This is a genomic window from Clostridium rhizosphaerae (genome assembly GCF_016765585.1).
In the GTDB taxonomy this organism is placed as follows: Bacteria; Bacillota; Clostridia; order Clostridiales; family Clostridiaceae; genus Clostridium_AT; species Clostridium_AT rhizosphaerae.
This window is the reverse complement of record NZ_JAESWC010000002.1, coordinates 1392451-1407344: the sequence shown is the minus strand read 5'-3', so window position 1 is coordinate 1407344 and position 14894 is coordinate 1392451. Positions and strand designations below refer to the sequence as shown.

Sequence of the window (14894 nt, the reverse complement as noted above, 5' to 3'; positions counted from 1 at the left end):
TTATATAATGTGTGTTAATGTATCTACAATGTTATTTTTAAAATTGCCATAAAAATTTTCCTAGGGTATAATAAGCAAGATACAATATATGGTACTTGGGGAGGAAAAATAATGCTACATGTTGTTAAGAGAGACGGAAGAAAAACTGAATTTAACTCCCTTAAGATTGCAAATGCAATAAAGGGCGCTGCAGATGAGATCGCCTATAATCTTAAGGAAAGTGAAGCTGTTAAGCTCACTCAAAAAGCTATAAAAAAGCTTGAAGACTTAAATAAAGATGAAATTTATGTTGAAGAGATTCAAAACATAGTTGAACAAACCTTACTTGAAAATGATTTCAAAATCCTAAAAAGTACATATTCAAACTATAGAAAAGAAAGAACGAAAATTAGGGAAGTAAAATCAGATCTAATGAAAGCTATTGAGCAAATAGGAGTGGAGACAGACAGGGATAATGCTAATGTAGGAAATAACTTTAGTTCAAAACTTCTAAGAATAGCTAGTGAGTCAAACAAGTGGCATAACCTGGCTATGATGCCTAAACATTTGGCAAAGGCTCATGAAAACGGAGATATATATTATCATGATCTTGATTCTTACAATTTGACTACAAATTGTTTACATATACCAACAAAGGAAGTATTAGAAAGAGGCTTTAATACAGGTTACGGAACAATAAATAGACCAAGACGTATAGAATCAGCGGCAGAGCTTTCCTGTATCCTTCTTCAATCTACACAAAACGATATGTTTGGTGGACAATCTCATCCAGACTTTGATAATGACATGGGAGTTTTTGTCGAACCTACCAGACAGGAAGTAAGAAAAGAACTAGAGGAATTGGGTCTAGAGGGTACAAAACTAGAAGAAGCAGTTGAAAAGAAGCTTATAAAAACTATTCATCAGGCTATGCAGGGGATAGTTTACAACCTAAATACAATGCACTCAAGGGCTGGAAGCCAGGTACCTTTTAGCTCTATTAATTTGGGAATACCATATAATAAAGACTCTGCCTTGGTATGTGAAATATTTTTACTTGAATATGAAAGAGGATTAGGAAAAGGAGAACAGCCTATATTTCCTAATATAATCTTTAGAGTAAAAGAAGGAGTTAACAGAGAAGTTAATGATCCTTATTATTATCTATTTAAGCTTGCTGCTAGAGTTGCCAGCAAAAGAATGAATCCAACTTTTATGAATATAGATGCTGATTTTAATAAGTTATATTATGATAGAGGCTATATGCCTGCCACAATGGGTTGTAGAACATATACAATGTCAAATATAAACGGCGAGCCTGGTACGAAAGGAAGAGGAAATATAGCACCTACAACTATAAATCTTCCAAGGATCGGAATATTAGCAAAAGGTGATATCGATAAATTCTTTTCTCTTCTAGATGCTAAGTTAGAGCTTGCAAAGGAAGCACTTATACACAGATATAATGTTCTAAAAAGATTAAGGATTAAGGATTTGCCTTTCGTAGCAGGACAAGGGCTTATGAAGGGTTCAGAAGGCTTAAGTCCAGACGATTCTATAGAGCCAATCTTAAAACAGGGGACTTGGTCTATAGGTTGGATTGGACTTGCAGAAACTCTTACTGCCTTAGTTGGAAAGCATCATGGAGAAGATGAATATGCTAGAGAATTAGGCTTTAAGATAGCAACACATATCAGAAATTACACAGACAAGCTTACTGAAGAAACAAAGCTCAATTGGAGTACATATGCTACACCAGCAGAGGGGCTAAGCGGAAGATTTATTCTTCAGGATAAAAAGGTTTTTGGAGAAATAAAAGGTGTGACTGATAAGGAATATTATACAAACAGCTATCACATACCTGTAGGTTTTCCAGTATCAATTAAAGATAAAATAGATATAGAGGCTCCTTATCATAAGCTTTGTAATGCTGGACATATAAGCTATATTGAGCTTGATGATTATCCATCTGAAGATATTATAATGGATATACTAAATTATGCGTATAAACATACAAACATAAGTTATATAGGAATTAATTTTCATATTAGATACTGTAGAGATTGCGGCACATATTTAGGAAGCGGAGAACATAAATGTACTAAATGTGGAAGCTATAATATTCAAGGTATTTCAAGAGTAACTGGATACTTAAGTTTAGACGAAAGATTCGGGGCCGGAAAGTATGCTGAAAGAGCGGATAGAAAAGCTCATACTGATAAACATAATACTGTTTATAATAATGTGAATTGTTAGAAAAATATAAAACAAAATGTGGATAACTTTTAATAATGGTGAGCAATTATGAAAGAAGATAATACAATTAGATTGGCTGCAATATTGCCGGAAAGTTTGGTAAATGGGATAGGAATAAGAAGAGTGTTGTTTGCACAAGGTTGTCCTCATAATTGCAAGGGCTGCTTTAGTCCTCATACTCATTCTTATACTGATGGGGAACTTTTAAATATGGATAAAATAATAGAAGATATACGTAATAATCCATTATTAAAAGGAGTAACTTTTTCAGGAGGCGAACCTTGGGAGCAAGCTGATAAGTTCGCATATATTGCAAAGGAAGTTAAAAAATTCGGCCTTAATGTGTGGTGTTATACAGGTTATACTTTTGAGTATATATTAGAGCATCAATATCATAGACAGGGATGGAATGAATTGCTAAGTTATGTGGATATTTTAGTTGATGGTAAATTTGAAGAAGCCAAAAAAGACAGCAGTCTGAGATTCAGAGGTTCCTCTAATCAAAGAATAATTGATGTGCAGGGAAGTTTAGAAGTAATGAAAGCTGTTGCTTTAGACGTTAATAAATAAAGTTTATTAAGAAGATAAGAAGATAAGAAGATAAGAAGATAGGAAGATATCTTGTTATCTTCTTTTTTTATTATGAAACCTTAATTAACATGGGATTTTTTACTTTACATTTGGCAACTCTATAAAAGAAGAAATAAGTTTCATCTATATTGAATGCAATAAAGTTCTTACATCATGAAGGGATTAGAACTTTTGCATTGTGTATATTTGTTTTAACTTGGGGAGGCTGAATTTTATGAATTGGTACAAGGGATATAAAATAGTAAAAGATAGAAACGGATATAACCTTATAATTTATTTAAATAGTGAAAAAGCCGAATTTTCAAGTGAGATAATTGATGATGTTAAAAAAAATATTCTTACATTAAATGGTGAAGTTAATAAGCTGGTCGAGGATAAGTTTTCAAATATTAGGATTAATTCAATCAAATTGATGCTTGGAGCCTTAGTTATTGGAACTATACCTTTTGCAGGTCATGCTAAAGTACATGCAGAAACACCGACTACAAATCAAGTTCAGGCTGCACCAGCCTCTTTTGAATCAAACAGACTAGATGCTACTGGAACAGTAACAGCCTCTAGATTAAATGTTAGAAAGGGTCCATCAACTTCATATTCCATAATGCATTTACTTTGGCATGGAAACAGAGTAAAGGTCATAGGGGAATCTGGCAACTGGTATCAAATAAGACTTTCAGATGGGAGAACCGGATGGGTAAGCAAAAATTATTTAAAATTAGATGTAAACGTCAGTACAAGGCAGCAGAGAATTGATAAGATTCTTTCTTTATCTAAGTCCTTACTTGGCACACCTTATGTCTGGGGAGGAAGTTCACTACAGGACGGGGGATTTGATTGCTCTGGATTTACACAGTATGTTTTTAAAAGTGCAGGGATTAATTTGAATCGAGTTTCCTATGAGCAGGCTAAACAAGGAGTTGCAGTATCAAGGCAAAATTTAGAGCCAGGAGATCTAGTATTTTATTCGCTTGCAGGTGATGGGAGGATTTCTCATGTAGGCATTTACTTAGGCAACGGCAAAATGATTCACAGTCCTAAAACAGGTGATGTAGTGAAAATAACAGACATAACTACAGCATTTTGGGAAAGCCGATATATTACAGCAAGAAGAATAATTTAGTTAAAGTAGAAAGGGATGCTTATTAATAGCTTTCCTTTCTATTTTTTTACGTTAATTTATTAATAAAAATTATTTAATAATAATTATCAAAGGATATTGAATTTACATTGCAATTGAGTTATATTTTAGTTAATGGAAAATATTATTAATAATGGTCGGAAAAATAGAAGGAGGATTAACAAATGTTACCTGAAAAATATAATCCGCTTGAAGGAAAGATGTTTAGAATTTTAGACAAAAATGGAAACGTTTTAGATGAAAGTTTAGTTCCAGAAATTGATAATGAGAAATTAATAGGTATGTATAAAACAATGCTGTTGACAAGATGTGCAGATAATAAAGCACTACAACTACAAAGGCAGGGAAGAATGCTTACTTATGCACCAAACACAGGGCAGGAAGCTGCTCAGGTTGGTTCAGCTGCTGCCATTGAAGAAAAAGATTGGCTAGTACCAGCTTTTAGAGACTTAGGGGCATGGCTCACAAAAGGTATGTCTTTAGAAAAAGTCTATTTATATTGGTTTGGGAATGAAATGGGAAGCAATCTGCCTGAAAATGTTAAGATGCTCCCTATAGCTGTACCAATAGCAACTCAGTTTAATCATGCTGTTGGAATAGCTATGGCTTCCAATATAAAAGGAGAAGATGAAGTTACTATAGCTTATATAGGTGACGGTGGAACTTCTGAGGGAGATTTTCATGAGGCTCTAAATTTTGCAGGTGTATTTAATGCACCGGTAGTATTCATAGTACAAAATAATCAATACGCTATTTCAGTTTCAAGAAATATTCAAACTAAATCAAAAACTATCGCCCAAAAGGCAGTAGCCTATGGTATTCCTGGAATACAAGTAGATGGAAATGATTTGTTGGCTATGTATGCAGCTACAAAGGAAGCAGTAGACAGAGCAAGAAATGGAGGAGGAGCAACTCTTATTGAGGCGCTGACTTATAGATTAGGTGCCCATACTACATCGGATGATCCTACAAGATATAGAGAAGATAGTGAAGTTGAAGAATGGAAGGGAAAGGATCCGTTGAAGCGATTGAAAAAATATCTAATTGATAAAGGACTATGGAGTGAAGAAAAAGATATAGAACAAATAGAAGAATATGAAAAGTATGCCTTGGAGGTATTTAAAAAGGTTGAGGCTTCTGGTAATACTGAACCATTAGACATATTTAAATATCACTATGCAGAAATGCCCAAGCATCTTGTTGAGCAGTATGAAGAATATAAGGCATACTTAGAGAAAGGAGGAAACTAGCATGGCACTTTTAAATGTAATAGGAGCAATTAATCAAGCTTTAGATCAGGAGATGGCTAGAGATAAAAGCGTTGTTGTTTTTGGTGAAGACGTAGGAGTTGAAGGAGGAGTCTTCAGAGCAACTGTAGACCTTCAAAAAAAACATGGTAAGGATAGATGTTTTGATACACCGCTTGCTGAAGCAGCTATTATTGGAACAGCTGTTGGCATGGCGATAAATGGATTAAAACCAATTGCTGAAATACAGTTTTCAGGTTTTGTTTTCCCGGGTTATGATCAAATTGTTTCTCATGTAGCTCGTATGAGGAACAGAACTAGAGGAAGATTTAACCTTCCAATGGTTATAAGAATGCCTCATGGGGGAGGTATAAGAGCATTAGAACATCACTCCGAAAATTTAGAAACCTTGTTTGGACACATTCCTGGACTTAAAGTTGTTGTGCCATCAACTCCTTACGATGCAAAAGGACTTTTGCTTGCAGCAATTAGAGATGAGGATCCTGTGTTATTCCTAGAACCTACAAAAATATATAGAGCCTTTAAACAGGAGGTTCCAGAGGAGGACTATGTAATTCCAATTGGAAAAGCAAAGGTTGTTAAGCCTGGAAATGACATAACAGTAGTTGCCTGGGGCGCTTATTTAAGAGAGACAGAAAAAGCAGTTAAACAGCTTGAAGAAGAAGGAATTAGTGTTGAACTCATAGACTTAAGAACCATATCACCTATAGATAAGGATACAATTATTGAATCAGTCAAAAAGACAGGACGATTTGTGGTTGTTCATGAGGCATGTAAGACCTATGGTCCAGGAGCAGAGCTTATATCCATAGTAAACGAAGGAGCCTTTTTAAATCTGGAGACACCTCCAACAAGACTTGCTGGCTTTGATATAACTGTTCCTCTTCCAAGAGGAGAACATCATTATCTCTTAGATTCAAAGAGAATAGCTGATGGCATTAGAAAAGTAGCAAGATTCTAAAGGTTAAAGTCCTAAATGGACTTTAACGGGTGGTCTGCGAGCGGGAGCGAGTGAGATAGACTACCCAGTGTTCCGAGTGAAAGGAGGTTAAAGTCCTAAATGGACTTTAACGGGTGGTCTGCGAGCGGGAGCGAGTGAGATAGACTACCCAGTGTTCCGAGTGAAAGGAGGTTAAAGTCCTAAATGGACTTTAACGGGTGGTCTGCGAGCGGGAGCGAGTGAGATAGACTACCCAGTGTTCCGAGTGAAAGGAGGAAGAGTATTATGTTAGAATTTAAATTTCCGGATATAGGTGAAGGAATAACAGAAGGAAAACTTTTAAAATGGATGATAAAGCCAGGAGATAAGGTAAAAGAAGGGGATACATTATTCTTAGTTGAGACTGATAAGGTTAATGCAGAAATTCCATCTCCAGGCGAAGGTATTATTTCCGAGGTAATGGCTAAAGAAGGAGACGTAATATATGTAGGTAATGTTATAGTTAAGATTGATACTGGAGATGGTTCAGGTAAAGCTGAGGTTAAGCCTATTAATGAAAAAGAGGAAGAAAATGCTGGAGTTGTTGGTGCTATTGAGGTTTCTTCCGAGGTTATAGAATCTAGTCTTGAAAGTTATAAAAATGGAGCTTCTTCAAAACAAAAGGTTTTAGCTACTCCTGTGTCCAGAAAATTAGCTAAAGACTTAGGAATTGATATAAATGAAATAAAGGGAACTGGTCCTGTAGGAAGAGTAATGAAAGAAGACATATATAAAGCTAAAGAACAAATGGAGCTTCCTAAATCTGAGATGAAGTCTGAGACAAAACAAGAAGTAATCAACCGACCTGCGCTAGAGATACCAGAGCTAAAGGTAAGCGGGGAAATTGAAAGACAGCCACTATCTACATTGAGAAAAACTATTGCTAAAAATATGGTGCTTTCAAAAACAATAATACCTCATGCAGCAGTTATGGATGAAATAGATGTTACTAAGCTGGTAGAGTTTAGAAAGAGTGTTAAGGAGATGGCGGAAGAAAAGGGAGTTCATTTAACCTATATGCCATTTATAATTAAGGCTATAACTCTCACATTAAAAGATTTCCCTGTATTTAATTCAAGTTATGATGCTGAAAAGGAAGAGGTATTAATTAAGAAATACTATAATATAGGAATTGCAGTAGATACTCCTGACGGACTTCTAGTTCCTGTTATAAAGGATGCCGACAAGAAAGGTATACTTGATATTGCTAGAGAGATTCAAAGCTTAAGTGAAGGTGCTAGAAATAGAAATATTGCATTAGAAAAGCTCCAAAATGGAAGCTTTACTATAACTAATTATGGTGCTCTTGGGTCCAGTACAGGAATACCTGTAATCAGATATCCAGAGGCAGCAATATTAGGCATAGGTAAAATAGGAAAGAAGCCTGTAGTAAATGAAAAAGATGAGATAGTTATAAGAAGTATAATGAATATAAGTCTTTGCATAGATCACAGAATAATTGACGGCGGAGATGCGGGAAGATTCTTGAATAGATTAAGAGAATATTTAGAATCACCTATGCTTCTTCTTATGAGTTAGAGGGGGGAAGCATGATGAAAGAATATGATATTGTTGTACTTGGAGGAGGTCCCGGGGGATATGTGGCAGCCATTAAGGCTGCTCAGCTGGGAGCTAAAACAGCTCTTATTGAGAAAGAAAATGTAGGTGGGGTTTGCTTAAATGTGGGCTGTATTCCTACAAAAACCTTACTTAAAAGTGCTAAGGTTTATGAGGATATAATGCACTCAGAAAAGTTTGGTATAGATATTCTTGATAGAAGCTCTATAAATATTAATTTAGACAATCTTATGAAAAGAAAAGATTCTATTGTAAACAAGCTTACGGGAGGAGTTAAAGTTCTTTTAAAGCAAAATGGAGTAGAGGTTTATAATGGCTATGGAGAAGCTTTAGACAAAAACACATTATTAGTTAACGGTGAAACCTTAAAAACTAAAAATTTAATAATAGCCACTGGTTCATCAACTTTTATTCCAAATACCAAAGGACTAAAAGAAGCTTTCGAAAAAGGTTATGCTATTACTAGTACTGAAGCACTGACTATGGACAAAATACCGGAAAACTTTATAGTTATCGGCGGAGGAGTAGTTGGTGTAGAGTTCGCTGCTCTTTATAATGCCCTTGGAAGTAAAGTTACTATACTTCAAAGATCTCAAATATTACGTTCTCTTGACAAGGATGTAAGAGAAGCAATGGAAAAAATACTAAGGAGCAAAGGGATAAATATTGTATATGGTGTAGATATTGAGAAATATGAAAACAATAAAGTAATATGCAAGGTTAACGGGGAAAAAAAGATATATGAAGGAGATAAAATACTAATCAGCATTGGAAGAACTCCAAATCTTAAAGGTATTGAAAAGTTGAATTTAAAGCTTGATAAAAAAGGTATTGTGACTGATGAAAAACTAAGGACAAATATTGAAGGTATTTATGCAATTGGAGATGTTAATGGAAAGTATATGCTTGCCCATGTAGCTTCTGCAGAGGGAATAGCAGCAGTAGAAAATATAATGGGTAAAGAAGAAAAAATTAATTATGATAAAGTACCCTCCTGCATATATACCTTCCCGGAAGTTGGTGTGGTAGGACTTTCGGAAGAAGAGGCAAGAGAAAGAGGGCACAAAGTAATAACAAGTACATTTCCTATGACAGCTAATGGTAAGGCTATGGCAGAGGGAGAAACTGATGGTTTTGTAAAAATTGTTGCTGATGAGCAGTATGGAGAGGTACTGGGAGTTCATATAATAGCTTCTCATGCTACGGATATGATTGCAGAAGCAGTAACTACACTTGAGCTTGAAGGCACAGTTTATGATTTAGCAAAGGCAGTACATCCTCATCCAACTCTTTCGGAAGTGGTTATGGAAGCTGCTCATGGAGCTATTGGAAAGCCGATTCACATATTTAAGAAATAATAAAATTAATCCTCTCAGTAATCTTTCTGAGAGGATTAATTTTTATTCCTGCTGTCTTAAATGAAGAAGCAGTTCTTTTAGCTTTTCTCTTAAACTAACTACTTCTTCAGAGGTTAAGCCGGTGCAGCAGAAAATTTTTTGTGGTATATTTAAAGCAGTTATTTTCATATCTCTGCCTTTTTCGGTAAGTTCAACATAAACATTTCGCTCATCTTTAGTATCTCTTGTTCTTTTAACTATATCTGCGTTTTCAAGCTTCTTAAGAAGTGGAGTAAGAGTACCTGAGTCAAGATATAATCTATCACCAAGCTCTTTTACTGTTATATTATCCTTTTCCCAAAGCACAAGCAGCGTTATATACTGTGTATATGTGATGCCAAGTTCATCTAAAAAAGGCTTATATATTCTTGTTACTTCTTTGGAACAGGCATATAGTGAAAAACAGAGCTGATTATCAAGTTTAAGCATTTCTTCGTCCATTAGTTCACTTCCTAGGAAATATTTTTTAAAGTAGTTTTTCAACTTCTGGTGCGATATCCATTGGCTCTACTGGAGATTCAAATCTCGCTACCACGTTACCTTCTTTATTTATTAAGAATTTTGTAAAATTCCATTTGATTGAGTCTCCAACTAAATAATCAGGGAAGTTGTTTACAAGATGAGTATGAAGGAACTTTCCAGTAGCATCTTCTAAATCAAAACCTTTAAAAGGAGCCTTTTCAGTTAAATATTTAAATAGTGGATGAGCATTTTCTCCTCTAACCTCTATCTTTTCAAACATAGGGAACTTTACTCCATAGTTTATTTCACAGAAGGTTTTAACTTCATTGTTGCTGCCTGGTTCCTGCTCAGCAAACTGATTTGAAGGGAAACCTAAAATTTCAAAGCCCTGTGAATTATATTGTTCATAAAGTTTTTGAAGATCTTTATATTGTGGAGTAAAACCACATTTGCTTGCTGTATTTGCTATCAATAAAACCTTTCCTTTATACTCTTCTAATGATATTTCCTCTCCGTCGATAGTTTTCACTTTAAAATCATAAATACTCATAATAATATTCCTCCTATATTTTAATTTTATAAAATTCAATCTCGTGCAATTTAATTTGTGATTTAATATTATCATTTCTATATTATCATGTCAATACATTTTTAATTTTATTCCTAGATATTTGGAAAAATGTAACTTATAATTAAACTAATACGATATATATGGAGGTAAAAATGTTTAAGAATTTGTTTGGTAGGGATGATGATGAGGATGATTACAAAATATCAACTGAAGATGCTGAAGAAGAGATGCAAAGCATTAGAAAAGCAATCTTTAAGATAATTAATGTACAAGTAATTTATGATAGTGATGAATGCATATTTTATACTACTGCTACATGTATTAACGAAAATAATAAGATTGAGACTATAAATTTAGATGGGTTTACTATTGATGAAGATATTGACAGTCTGATTGGCGCTAATATTGATTATGAAGAATTTGAGGAATTTCAAGAAATAGTTGGTAGAGGAAGAATATATAAGGAGAACAAGAATGAGTCAAGAGTACTTTGATATCTATGATGCAGACATGAAAAACATAGGAACAAAACTAAGAAGCGAGGTTCATAAAAAAGGGTTCTGGCATAAATCTTTTCAGTGCTGGTTTATTGGCAGAGATAATGGAGAAGAATATATTCTATTTCAAAAGAGACAATTTGATAAAGACACTTATCCGAATCTTTTTGATATAACAGCTGCTGGCCATTTAAGTGCTGGTGAAACAGTTGAAGATGCATGTAGAGAAATTAAAGAAGAACTTGGCTTAGATGTAAAGTTTCAAGAACTAATTCCTATTGATATTATAAAAGAGCAAAAAGCCGAGCTTGATTTTATTGATAATGAATTTGCAAATGTATTTTTATACTTCTGCAGTGCTCCGCTTGAAAAATTTAATTTGCAGCAGGAAGAGGTTACAGGGCTTTACAAGGCAAATTTAAATGATATAGTAAAACTTTTTAACAAGGAACTTGATTTTGTCAATTTGAACGGATTTAAAATTAATGAGTCCGGAGATAAAGAAAAGAGCTGTATAAAAGCTTTAATAAAGGATTTTGTTCCTCATGATTTTAGCTATTATGATAAGGTGTTTAAGTATGCAAAAGAGCTTTTACAAACTGTATAGTATTATAGAAAATTATAAAAATAAGGCTGCCTAATTATGGCAGTCTTATTTTTAATAAAACATACATTCTATAAAATCATCTATACTTATTGCAGCAAAATAGTTTTCGAAATCTATAGACTTTAGCAGTTCTTTAATAGAGGATTCTTTATACTCATGGTGTACAAGTAAATTTTCTAAATCAGTAACTTCTTTCTTACCAAAGAAATCACCTGAAATTTTAATACTGCTTATTTTGCCATCTTTAACATTGAACCTTAAATCTAATTTGCCGCCAGCAAATCTTTTGTTTTTTTCAATTTCAAATTCAGGTGATTCTCCATAGTTCCATTCCCAAAGAGAATATCTTTTTCTCATAAGTTCTCTAATTGATGCTAAATCTTTATCAGTTAATACATATTCCTTTTCCTTATAGTTTTCATCTTCAATTAAGAACTTGAGTAAAGTATCTTTAAACTCTTCAATAGATATTTTATTTTGCATATAAGGATAGATATTTGTAACTCGACTTTTAACGGATTTAACACCTTTAGATTCTATTTTTTCAGGCTTTACATTTAGAGCGTCCTGGACTACTGTAAGATCAGAGTTGAAAAGTATTGTTCCATGATGTAAAAGCCTTTCACCAAAATAGTATTGGGCATTCCCCGAAAATTTTTTGCCGTCAATGGTTATATCATTTCTTCCAGAAAACTCTGCAAGCACTCCAAAGTTTCTAAGTGCTTTTATTATTGGATCGGTAAACTTGCGGAAATTGCTTACAACGTCTTTATTGTTTTTTACTATAAAAGTAAAATTTAAATTTCCAAAGTCATGATAAACTGCACCGCCACCAGATAATCGCCTTACTACATTTATATTATTTTCATTTATAAATTTTGGGTTTATTTCTTCAATAGTATTTTGATTTCTTCCAATAATAACAGAAGGTTCATTTTGCCACAATATAATGTAATCTTCTTCTAAGTTTAAAAACTTAACAGCATATTCTTCTAATGCAAGATTAAAATGAGGATCTGTACATTCATTTTTTATACTAATCATAATAAAATCTCCTAATTAATAGTTGTTATTAATTAAAATTTACACTTAAACCGTTTACTTGTCAATATTTAATACAAGAACTTTACTTCATTATATATACTTTATTTTATATTTATATAAATATATCATTGGGAATTTGGAATACTAACCATATGCGAAAATTTCAATGTATTTTTTGGGTTACTATCCATAGCTTTGTAAGAAAAGGATGTGACATATATGAAAATAACATCTATTAAAGTATATGAAGGAAATAATATTAAAAGAAGAAAAAGGATAATTCGGATTACAATTGAAAATAGTCATGATAGGCAGATTAACAGATATTTAAAGTCTTATTTTAGACTTTCTTTTTTATTAGGCTTCAAAGAGAAGTTAATTGATATAGAAATCAAAAATAATGTATATAATGTATGGGTTACATATAGTCAAGAAGAGGTATCAAAATACTTGCTAAGCAATATTTCTTATGATATGGATAATGCTGAGAAAATAACAGACAAAGCTGATAATCTTGTTAAAAAGGGATTTTTATATGATACTGTAAAAGCGTTTAGGGAAAAAAATATTCCTGTAATAGAAATAAATGAAGATTTGTTTCAAATTGGATATTGTAAGAATTCAATAATTATAGGCCGAAATTTTCAAAGCTATGAAAATATGGTTAAAGTTGAAGTTTCGAGAAATCGAAAAACGTTATGGCAATTTTTAAGGTATTCTCATATCCCTAAGGTAGAAGGAAAAGTTCTTTACAGTATTGAAGAAATAAAAGAAATAGAGGATTTTAAGTATCCTATAAACTTAAGAAATATAGATAAAACTTCTGATATAAAGATAACCATTAGTGATAAAGAAGAACTAAACAGAGTACTAGATAATATGATGAAGATGTATACTCGAGCTTTTGTATACAGTGGAACAGTAAGTTATAGAATAATCTGCTATAAAGGCGAGGTTTTACTGATTCTTAAAAAGGAAAATGGATATAAAGTTATTGAAATCAGTGACAGAACCTTGGAAATGCTTGAAATAGTAGAAACAATAAATAAGCTTAAAGCATTTTGTAAAATAGTATATAAAAGCATTGCTATAGAATTTATGTATATAGATATAATAGAAGATACAGAGCTTAAGGTTGCGGATTTAGGAAGTGTTTTTGATGTTGGCGAAGAAATTAAGGAAGTTAAGGATAAAATTATAAACAGCTTTATTGAGTGCATGATAAATGATGGAGTCGGTGTAATTCCAATATTTTCAGTTACAGGAACAAATGGAAAAACTACGACTTCCAGAGTAATAAGCTTCATATTGAATAAAATAGGATATAAGTCTGCTTTAACTTCTACTGGAGGAATATTTATTGATGGTCAAAAAGTAAGGAATGGTGATACCACTGGCTTTTTAAGTGCTAGGGAGGTTTTAACAGATAGAAATGTAGAGGCAGCTGTAATGGAGACTGCACGAGGTGGAATTTATAGAAACGGTCTTGGCTATGAAAGAGCAAAGGCAGCAGTTATAACTTCTATATCTGAAGACCATATTGGCATGGATGGTATAAAAGATATAAAAGATTTAATGGATATTAAGACTATTATACTTGACGAACTCGATGATTCCGGAAAGATTGTAGTAAAAGCACAAAAAGAATTATTACCATATATAAGTCAAAGAAAAAATGTTTGTCTATATAATATTGAAAAAAATGAAATGATTAAAGAGCATATAAATAATCAAGGTGAGGCTTTTTATGTTGAAGATGAATATATAGTTCATAATATTAATAATGTTGAAAAAAGAATTTTAGACATAAAGGATATACCATTTACATATTGCGGTTTCTCAAAAGGAAATACTCTGAATATAATGGCTGCTATTGCTTCAGTTTCAACTGTTTTTAATGAAATGAATAAGCTGGGAGACATATTAAAAGAGTTGAAATGTGATCTTTATTTTAATCCGGGAAGACAAAATATAATTGAACTAGAAGGTTTTAAACTGATATTGGATTACGGACATAATTCAGAAGCCTTCAATGAAGTATTAAGCATAGCTAAATCTTTAAAGCCTTCAAGACTTACTGCAATTATTGCTGCTCCTGGAGACAGAATGGATAAGTATATAAAAGAACTCGGAACTGTTTCAGCCAGGTTTTGTAATCATATAATAATTAGAGAACAAGAGGACCTTAGAGGAAGAAATCAGGGAGAAAGCGCCGCTCTTATTAAACAGGGAATTATTGAAGAAGGCTTTGATGAAAAGGAAATAGAAATAATATATAAGGAAGAAGAAGCTTTAGTTCATGCTATGGAAAGAGCTGTTGAAGGAGAAGTCGTCGTCTTGTTTACTCAATGCTTAGATGTTATTATACCAACTATAAACGGCTATCTGGAAAAGCTGGGTCAAATGAGTATCGCGAAGGACCTGGATTTTTCACATTAAACTATAGTTGAAGTTGTTTGTCTATAGAAAAGTTGCGTTTAGAACTTGTTAGTAATATAATATTTTTAAAAGGCACTTTGAGGTGTAG

The 14894-nt window shown here is 33.0% G+C and carries 13 protein-coding genes; 10 read left to right on the top strand and 3 right to left on the bottom strand.

Going from position 1 to position 14894, the window contains the following annotated elements:
• The first annotated feature begins 111 nt into the window (after window positions 1-111).
• The 7 genes from nrdD to lpdA all read left to right on the top strand — a co-directional run bounded on the left by nrdD (window position 112) and on the right by lpdA (window position 9147).
• Entirely contained in the window at window positions 112-2235 is a 2124-nt protein-coding gene (nrdD, locus tag JK636_RS09655; RefSeq protein WP_202748613.1) for an anaerobic ribonucleoside-triphosphate reductase, read from the top strand.
• Window positions 2236-2283: 48 nt separating this feature from the next.
• Window positions 2284-2805, top strand: a complete 522-nt coding sequence (gene nrdG / locus JK636_RS09650) for an anaerobic ribonucleoside-triphosphate reductase activating protein (protein ID WP_202748612.1) — start codon at window positions 2284-2286, stop codon at window positions 2803-2805.
• A 235-nt stretch (window positions 2806-3040) separates the two neighbouring features.
• Window positions 3041-3946 (top strand): C40 family peptidase, encoded by a 906-nt coding sequence (locus JK636_RS09645; protein WP_202748611.1) that lies wholly within the window; start codon window positions 3041-3043, stop codon window positions 3944-3946.
• 182 nt (window positions 3947-4128) lie between these two features.
• Window positions 4129-5214, top strand: coding sequence for a pyruvate dehydrogenase (acetyl-transferring) E1 component subunit alpha (gene pdhA / locus JK636_RS09640; RefSeq protein WP_202748610.1), 1086 nt, complete (start codon window positions 4129-4131; stop codon window positions 5212-5214).
• Between the two features lies 1 nt (window position 5215).
• Window positions 5216-6193 carry an alpha-ketoacid dehydrogenase subunit beta gene (locus JK636_RS09635; RefSeq protein ID WP_202748609.1) on the top strand — a complete coding sequence of 326 codons (978 nt, stop codon included), beginning with the start codon at window positions 5216-5218 and terminating at the stop codon, window positions 6191-6193.
• Between the two features lie 264 nt (window positions 6194-6457).
• Complete coding sequence (locus JK636_RS09630) at window positions 6458-7750, top strand: dihydrolipoamide acetyltransferase family protein (RefSeq protein WP_202748608.1); 1293 nt, start codon at window positions 6458-6460, stop codon at window positions 7748-7750.
• Window positions 7751-7764: 14 nt separating this feature from the next.
• Window positions 7765-9147, top strand: coding sequence for a dihydrolipoyl dehydrogenase (lpdA, locus tag JK636_RS09625; protein ID WP_202748607.1), 1383 nt, complete (start codon window positions 7765-7767; stop codon window positions 9145-9147).
• A 42-nt stretch (window positions 9148-9189) separates the two neighbouring features.
• Here lpdA and JK636_RS09620 read toward each other — a convergent pair whose 3' ends face one another.
• Together JK636_RS09620 and JK636_RS09615 are read right to left on the bottom strand one after the other, a co-directional pair.
• Window positions 9190-9627 carry a MarR family winged helix-turn-helix transcriptional regulator gene (locus JK636_RS09620; protein WP_202748606.1) on the bottom strand — a complete coding sequence of 146 codons (438 nt, stop codon included), beginning with the start codon at window positions 9625-9627 and terminating at the stop codon, window positions 9190-9192.
• A 25-nt stretch (window positions 9628-9652) separates the two neighbouring features.
• Window positions 9653-10198, bottom strand: coding sequence for a glutathione peroxidase (locus tag JK636_RS09615; RefSeq protein WP_202748605.1), 546 nt, complete (start codon window positions 10196-10198; stop codon window positions 9653-9655).
• Between the two features lie 173 nt (window positions 10199-10371).
• Between JK636_RS09615 and JK636_RS09610 the strand changes: the two genes are divergently transcribed.
• Both JK636_RS09610 and JK636_RS09605 read left to right on the top strand, forming a co-directional pair.
• Window positions 10372-10713, top strand: a complete 342-nt coding sequence (locus JK636_RS09610) for a hypothetical protein (protein WP_202748604.1) — start codon at window positions 10372-10374, stop codon at window positions 10711-10713.
• Window positions 10694-11323 (top strand): NUDIX hydrolase, encoded by a 630-nt coding sequence (locus JK636_RS09605; RefSeq protein ID WP_202748603.1) that lies wholly within the window; start codon window positions 10694-10696, stop codon window positions 11321-11323. Before JK636_RS09610 ends, JK636_RS09605 begins: the two co-directional genes overlap by 20 nt.
• Window positions 11324-11374: 51 nt before the next feature.
• Here JK636_RS09605 and JK636_RS09600 read toward each other — a convergent pair whose 3' ends face one another.
• Window positions 11375-12367: a lipoate--protein ligase gene (locus JK636_RS09600; RefSeq protein WP_202748602.1), complete on the bottom strand. Its 993-nt coding sequence runs from the start codon at window positions 12365-12367 to the stop codon at window positions 11375-11377.
• A gap of 219 nt (window positions 12368-12586) precedes the next feature.
• On the opposite strand from JK636_RS09600, the gene JK636_RS09595 reads away from it, so the two are divergent.
• On the top strand, window positions 12587-14806 hold the full coding sequence (locus tag JK636_RS09595) for a Mur ligase family protein (protein WP_202748601.1): 2220 nt from the start codon (window positions 12587-12589) through the stop codon (window positions 14804-14806).
• Window positions 14807-14894: the final 88 nt, after the last annotated feature.

What these genes read in the sequence shown, in the direction of transcription:
- JK636_RS09635 (WP_202748609.1), top strand. Translation starts at nt 5,216, where the DNA reads ATGGCACTTTTAAATGTAATAGGAGCAATTAATCAAGCTTTAGATCAG.
- pdhA (WP_202748610.1), top strand. Translation starts at nt 4,129, where the DNA reads ATGTTACCTGAAAAATATAATCCGCTTGAAGGAAAGATGTTTAGAATT.
- JK636_RS09610 (WP_202748604.1), top strand. Translation starts at nt 10,372, where the DNA reads ATGTTTAAGAATTTGTTTGGTAGGGATGATGATGAGGATGATTACAAA.
- JK636_RS09630 (WP_202748608.1), top strand. Translation starts at nt 6,458, where the DNA reads ATGTTAGAATTTAAATTTCCGGATATAGGTGAAGGAATAACAGAAGGA.
- JK636_RS09620 (WP_202748606.1), bottom strand. Translation starts at nt 9,627, where the DNA reads ATGGACGAAGAAATGCTTAAACTTGATAATCAGCTCTGTTTTTCACTA.
- lpdA (WP_202748607.1), top strand. Translation starts at nt 7,765, where the DNA reads ATGAAAGAATATGATATTGTTGTACTTGGAGGAGGTCCCGGGGGATAT.
- JK636_RS09615 (WP_202748605.1), bottom strand. Translation starts at nt 10,198, where the DNA reads ATGAGTATTTATGATTTTAAAGTGAAAACTATCGACGGAGAGGAAATA.
- nrdG (WP_202748612.1), top strand. Translation starts at nt 2,284, where the DNA reads ATGAAAGAAGATAATACAATTAGATTGGCTGCAATATTGCCGGAAAGT.
- JK636_RS09595 (WP_202748601.1), top strand. Translation starts at nt 12,587, where the DNA reads ATGAAAATAACATCTATTAAAGTATATGAAGGAAATAATATTAAAAGA.
- JK636_RS09605 (WP_202748603.1), top strand. Translation starts at nt 10,694, where the DNA reads ATGAGTCAAGAGTACTTTGATATCTATGATGCAGACATGAAAAACATA.
- JK636_RS09645 (WP_202748611.1), top strand. Translation starts at nt 3,041, where the DNA reads ATGAATTGGTACAAGGGATATAAAATAGTAAAAGATAGAAACGGATAT.
- JK636_RS09600 (WP_202748602.1), bottom strand. Translation starts at nt 12,367, where the DNA reads ATGATTAGTATAAAAAATGAATGTACAGATCCTCATTTTAATCTTGCA.
- nrdD (WP_202748613.1), top strand. Translation starts at nt 112, where the DNA reads ATGCTACATGTTGTTAAGAGAGACGGAAGAAAAACTGAATTTAACTCC.